Origin of the sequence: Sphingomonas sp., from assembly GCF_039594485.1 — a bacterium.
Classification (GTDB): Bacteria; Pseudomonadota; Alphaproteobacteria; order Sphingomonadales; family Sphingomonadaceae; genus Sphingomonas.
The window spans coordinates 1-5411 of record NZ_JBCNNI010000074.1; the positions used below are offsets into that span (position 1 = coordinate 1).

General features: G+C 63.9%; 6 protein-coding genes and 1 pseudogene. 2 read left to right on the plus strand and 5 right to left on the minus strand.

Annotation, left to right across the window (positions count from 1 at the left end; all coding sequences use genetic code 11):
- Nucleotides 1-85: 85 nt before the first annotated feature.
- Nucleotides 86-736 carry a TetR/AcrR family transcriptional regulator gene (locus ABDV78_RS19355; RefSeq protein WP_343529078.1) on the minus strand — a complete coding sequence of 217 codons (651 nt, stop codon included), beginning with the start codon at nucleotides 734-736 and terminating at the stop codon, nucleotides 86-88.
- Between the two features lie 72 nt (nucleotides 737-808).
- On the opposite strand from ABDV78_RS19355, the gene ABDV78_RS19360 reads away from it, so the two are divergent.
- Complete coding sequence (locus ABDV78_RS19360) at nucleotides 809-1999, plus strand: FAD-dependent monooxygenase (RefSeq protein ID WP_343529079.1); 1191 nt, start codon at nucleotides 809-811, stop codon at nucleotides 1997-1999.
- Nucleotides 2000-2136: 137 nt separating this feature from the next.
- On the opposite strand, the gene ABDV78_RS19365 is transcribed toward ABDV78_RS19360, so the two are convergent.
- Entirely contained in the window at nucleotides 2137-3033 is an 897-nt protein-coding gene (locus ABDV78_RS19365; RefSeq protein WP_343529080.1) for a DMT family transporter, read from the minus strand.
- Nucleotides 3034-3153: 120 nt separating this feature from the next.
- Entirely contained in the window at nucleotides 3154-4050 is an 897-nt protein-coding gene (locus tag ABDV78_RS19370) for an AraC family transcriptional regulator (RefSeq protein ID WP_343529081.1), read from the minus strand.
- Nucleotides 4051-4199: 149 nt separating this feature from the next.
- Here ABDV78_RS19370 and ABDV78_RS19375 point away from each other — a divergent pair, with 149 nt between their 5' ends.
- Nucleotides 4200-4925 carry an SDR family oxidoreductase gene (locus ABDV78_RS19375; protein ID WP_343529082.1) on the plus strand — a complete coding sequence of 242 codons (726 nt, stop codon included), beginning with the start codon at nucleotides 4200-4202 and terminating at the stop codon, nucleotides 4923-4925.
- Nucleotides 4926-4972: 47 nt separating this feature from the next.
- On the opposite strand, the pseudogene ABDV78_RS19380 reads toward ABDV78_RS19375, so the two are convergent.
- Both ABDV78_RS19380 and ABDV78_RS19385 read right to left on the minus strand, forming a co-directional pair.
- A pseudogene (locus ABDV78_RS19380) lies at nucleotides 4973-5242 on the minus strand (SDR family oxidoreductase); the annotation flags it as partial.
- Nucleotides 5243-5249: 7 nt separating this feature from the next.
- Nucleotides 5250-5411: transposase (locus tag ABDV78_RS19385; RefSeq protein ID WP_343529083.1), on the minus strand; the 162-nt coding region annotated here is incomplete at its 5' end.

Sequence of the window (5411 nt, forward strand, 5' to 3'; positions counted from 1 at the left end):
GCCTTCGCTGGCAATTTCACGTTGGAGGATCTGGGCTTCATCTTCGTTCCTTCGTCACTGCGACGAAGCCCAGATCCTCCTCAACTCACAACCTCAAATCTGTGCCAGTGGTGCTGACGGGGGACAAGGCGGTGCCTACCAGCGGTGTGCCTTTAAGCGCGGCAAGCGTGCCGACAATGCCTCGGTCGATGACGGCCAGGAACACGCGCTTCGCCGTCTGCGCATCGCCCGTACGGCTGAGTTCAGCGTGCGCGCGTAGGAACGCCGTGCTCCACGCCGAGGCGATCATCCCGGCGGCCAAATAGGCATGGGTATCGTCGTCCAAATCGTGAAGCTCTGCTTGGAAGAGGGCAGCCAGATCCTGAACGAAATGGTCGCGCATCTGGCGTGCACGGGCCTTCAACGTTTCGCTGGCCAGTGCCGTTTCGACGAACGCCTGCGTGTGTTCGAACACAGGAAAGGCCTCAGACGGCTGTTCGATCATCCGGTGGGCCAGTCTGCCCAAAGCTTCGATCGGGGATGTGCCTGGCGGGCGTGACCGGACTGTGTCGAACGCCAGATTGCGCGCCTCCTCTTCGCGGTCGAAGAACATGTCTTCCTTGCGGGGAAAGTGATTGAACACCGTCATGCGCCCGACATCGGCGGCGTTCGCGATCTCGTCGATTGTCACCTGATCGAACCCGCGCTCCATGAAGAGGCGCGTTGCGACGTCGGATATCGACTGGCGGGTCGCCAAGCGCTTCCGGGTCCGTCGGTCCACCTGTGGATCGGTATTCATATTGCGCATTAAGATATACTCGGTATATATTTGTGGCATATCCATTTTGGAGATGCCCTCATGGTTCCGTCAACCCGCGACGCGCGCGACCCTCGTTCCGACCACGGTGCCATCCTCATCAGCGGTGCAAGCTTTGCTGGTCTAGCGACCGCCTATGGCTTGAACCGGCTTGGCTATCGCGTCACCATCATTGAGGCGGCACCGGGGTTGCGCCGTGGTGGCACGCCCGTCGACATCGAGGGTGAGACGATCGATATCTTGAAGAGGATGGGCCTCGTCGACCGTGTCAGGGCCAAGGCGCTGCCGTCTCGCCGCTTTGCGTTCAAGAATGCGGATGATTCCACGCTGGGTTCCATGGGGGTGAGCGGGGATCAAGCCTCCGAGGTGCGTTACGAAATCCATCGTGACGACCTGTTGGACATATTGTTCGATGCGGTGACGCACGATGTCGAACTGCTGTTCGGCCGGTCGATGACGGAACTCGTCGAGCGCGCCGACGGGGTATCGGTGACCCTGGACAGCGGCGAGCGGCGCGACGTCGCGCTGGTCATGGGGTGCGACGGCAATCGGTCGAATACGCGGCGGATGGTGTTCGGGGGCGGCGACCAGTTCACCCATTTCATGGGCGGGTATTTCTTTCTGAAGGTCGTGCCGGAGACCGGATTGCTCCCCGCTGACACCACAGAGGTTTTCCGGACGCCCGGGCGGATGGCGATGCTCAACGGCTATGACGATCGTACGGACATCGGCTTCGGTTTTCGCACGGAGAGCGAGATCGCCTATGATTATCGCGATCGGGCGCAGCAGCGTCGTTTGATCGAGGACCGGTTCGGCGATCTGGGGTGGAAGGTGCCGGCCATGCTCACGGCCGTCGCTGGGGACGACGATTTCTATTTCGACCGGATCAATCAGATCCGGATGCCGTGCTGGTCGCGCGGGCGGGTCGTGCTGGTGGGCGATGCGGGGTATTGCGTCTCGCCGCTTGCTGGCCTTGGCGGTTCGATGGCCATCATCGGCGCGGGTCGTCTGGCAGCAGCCTTGGAGCGCTATCCCGACGATCATGCGTCTGCATTCCGTCATTATGAAGACGGGTTGCGGCCGTTCGTCGAGCAGGTTCAGGAGCGGGCGGCCAGTGAAGGCATGTCGACCATGTGTCCGGCAGACGAGCTCGAGCTTGCCGAGCGTGATCGGGAGATCGCGGCAGGCGATATGGGTTGGTAGAATGCACGCCAAGTATCGCCTGCGCGCGCGATGGGGGCGAGCCTCTTCCTGCCCATGGGTGAGGCAAGCGACGCTGATCATATAAAGTCGGGGAGCGAACCACGGCTTAGCACGGACCAATTATGGGCCGACAGGGCCTAGTCCATCGACAGACCATGCGTAGCGTCCGCTGCGTGATTGGCGTTGGGGCGCTCGCCGCGAACGACGACAATGCTGCCGACCACAATCAGCATTCCGCCCAGCAGGACTGGCCATCCCACCGGATCACCGAACAGGCTGATGCCGAGCGTGGCGCCGATCAAAGGCTCGATGTTGATGAACACGCCGGCACTGGCGCTATCGACGCGGGCCGCGCCATACTGCCACGCGGCCGTGGCAAAGAAGGTGGAGAGGAGACCCTGGCCAATGATCCCGCTCCAGGCGACCGCACTCAGCGCGAGTGGGGGAGCACCATGGAGGAGGAGCGCGATCGGCAGCACGGTGAGCGTCGCCACAATCAGTGTAACGGCAGGCACAGCCATCGCCGATCGCGTCACAGGCACGCGCTTTAGCGCCAGCAGCCACGCCAGGAAGATCAGTAGCGATGCCAATGAGAGCGCGATGCCGATCGCAGTGCCGGCGCCGCCAGGCTTGCCGGCGATCAATGCCGCGCCACCCGTCGCTGCGACGACGCCGATCCATGAAGCGCGCGTGACACGTTCGCCGATCAGATACGCCGCGACGGCGATCAGCGCGGGCATCGCTCCGACCAACAAGGCAGCAAGCGTGACGGTGACCCCGGCCAGCCCTTCGAACTGGATCACGAAGGCCAATCCGTAAAGCGCACCCGCCAGCAGCACCGGCGGCGAACGAAATAGCGCTCGGGCTTCCTTCGTGGCAAGGGCGAACGGACAAGCGACGATGCTGGCCACGATGAAACGGAGCAGCACCATATGTGCCGGATCGAGTTCGCGCAGGGCCAACTTGCCGAGTGGAAAACCAAGTCCCCAGGCAAGCCCCGCCATAGCGAGGGCAAGAAAGGCGAGACGGTTCATGCCGCCTCGTTGCCGTATTTCGCGACTTTTGGCGATAGGCGGTGCCCGATGAACCAACATCCGCTGCCGCAGAGTCGGATCACGCTGCCGCGATGAACAAGTGCTGCGTTGACCAAAAAGTCACAGGGCAATTTCCGCCGAAGGGGCAGCATGCAGCCGTTCGATGTCCTGGCGCGGCGGTGCGCCGAACAGGCGGCGATATTCGCGGCTGAACTGCGACGGGCTTTCATAGCCGACCGCGAAGCCCGCCGTGCCCGCCGTAGCGCCGCCGACCAGCATCAGCCGGCGCGCTTCCTGCAGGCGTAACTGCTTTTGATATTCGAGCGGGGTCATGCGCGTGATTGCCTTGAAATGCGCATGGAGCGAGGAGGGGCTCATGCCCGCCTCGGCGGCGACCTCGTCGATGCGGATCGGCGCGTCGAACCGGCGACGGATCACGGCGATGGCGCGGCTGATCTGGTTGAGGTGACTACCTGCTGTCACGAGGTGGCGAAGCATCGGTCCGTGCGGCCCGGTGAGCAGCCGGTAGAGGATTTCCCGCTCGATCAGTGGCGCCAGAACGCGGATTGTGTCCGGCCGGTCGAGCAGTCCGACCAGCCGGCATGCGGCGTCGATCAGGTCGGGGTCGCTGGGATAGACGCCTAGGACCGGCAGGTGGGTCTGCAGCACAGCGCCGCCCTCCGCCACCATCAGGTCGGACAGCATCGAAGGATCGAGGTCGATCTTGCAGCAGAGATATGGACAATCGGGGCTGGCATCGATCACGTGACCAACCAGAGGCAGGTCGACAGAGACCAGGAGATAATGCGCGGCGTCATAGACGACGCTGTCGTCGCCGATCGCGACGCGCTTCGATCCCTGGGCGATCAGGCAAAGCGACGCCTCGTAGACGGCCGGTGTCGGGGTGCTCGGTTGATCAGCGCGGATCAGCGACACATGCGGCATCGCGGTCGTGCAAACACCTGATCCAGCGACATGACGATCGATGGCGGCAGCAAGCTCGGTGATCCGTTCCATACCGAACGTCATCCGCCAGCGCGTCGATCTGCGCAAGCAAGGAGCGCAGGTTCTGGAGGATCGTGCAAAGCGTTTGGACGATCGCTCTACCGCTGGTTGAAGCCGCGGCATCATCTTGCTGGCTGTCACTTCAAGGTAAGGAAAGCATCATGACAGCGAGCACCGACAAGGTCGTCCTCATCACGGGCGCGTCGAGCGGGATCGGCGAGGCCACGGCGCGCGAACTGGCAGCGACCGGCGCGCGCCTCTTCATCGGCGCGCGTCGCGCAGAACGGTTGCAGGCACTGGCCGAGGAACTGGGCGAGACCGTCGCGTGGCGCACGCTCGACGTGACGGACGGGGCCGACTTCGACGCCTTCGTGGAGGCCGCCGAAGCGCGGTTTGGGCGGGTCGACGTGCTGGTCAACAATGCCGGCGTGATGCCGCTGTCGCCACTCGCGGCGCTGAAGCGGGATGAGTGGAAGCGGATGGTCGACGTCAACATCCACGGCGTCCTCAACGGCATCGCCGCCGTGTTGCCTCGGTTCGTAGCGCAGCGGGGCGGCCACATCGTCAACGTCGCCTCGGTCGCCGCGCACATGGTGATGCCCACCGCCGCGGTCTATTGCGGCACCAAACATGCGGTGCGCGCCATCACCGAGGGGTTGCGGCAGGAGCATGACGAGATCCGTTCGACGCTGATCTCTCCGGGTGTCGTCGCAACCGAACTGGGCCACGACATCACCGATCCGGCAGTGGCCACGGCGCTGACGGGATGGCGGAAGAAGGCGCTGACCCCGGATGCGATCGCGCGGGCGGTTCGCTACGCGTTGGAACAGCCCGAGGGTGTCGACATCAACGAGGTCATAGTCCGCCCGACCGCGGCGGACATGTAAAGCCATCGGCGTGCTGGCTCTTGCGGCCGGCACGCCAGTGCTATCCCTTAGGCCGTCGCGCCGCCATCGATGTTGAGCGTGGTGCCGGTAATATAGCTCGCATCCGGTCCGGCGAGGAACGCGACGGCACCCGCGATTTCCTCGACCTTGCCATAGCGGCCGAGCGGGATGGCTTGCAGAACCTGCCCCGCGAATTCGCTGTCGGCGGGGTTCATGTCGGTGTCGATCGGCCCCGGCTGGACGGTGTTGACCAGGATATTGCGCGGCGCGACGTCCTTGGCCCAGCCGCGTGCCAGCGCCGCGACGGCTGCCTTAGAGCCCGACTCATAATTCGATCTTGGCGATGCGGCGTGTCATTTGCCTGATGGAGGCGATGAGGAGCCATGCTTCGGCGGATGCGATGGAGGCCTCCCAGTCCTTGGCGAGGCGGCGGCATCGGTTGAGCCATGCGATGGTGCGCTCGACGACCCAACGGCGCGGCAGGAT

Bases quoted from the DNA above. Each gene is read 5' to 3' on its own strand.
- ABDV78_RS19365 (WP_343529080.1), bottom strand. From the start codon at position 3,033: ATGAACCGTCTCGCCTTTCTTGCCCTCGCTATGGCGGGGCTTGCCTGG.
- ABDV78_RS19370 (WP_343529081.1), bottom strand. From the start codon at position 4,050: ATGGAACGGATCACCGAGCTTGCTGCCGCCATCGATCGTCATGTCGCT.
- ABDV78_RS19375 (WP_343529082.1), top strand. From the start codon at position 4,200: ATGACAGCGAGCACCGACAAGGTCGTCCTCATCACGGGCGCGTCGAGC.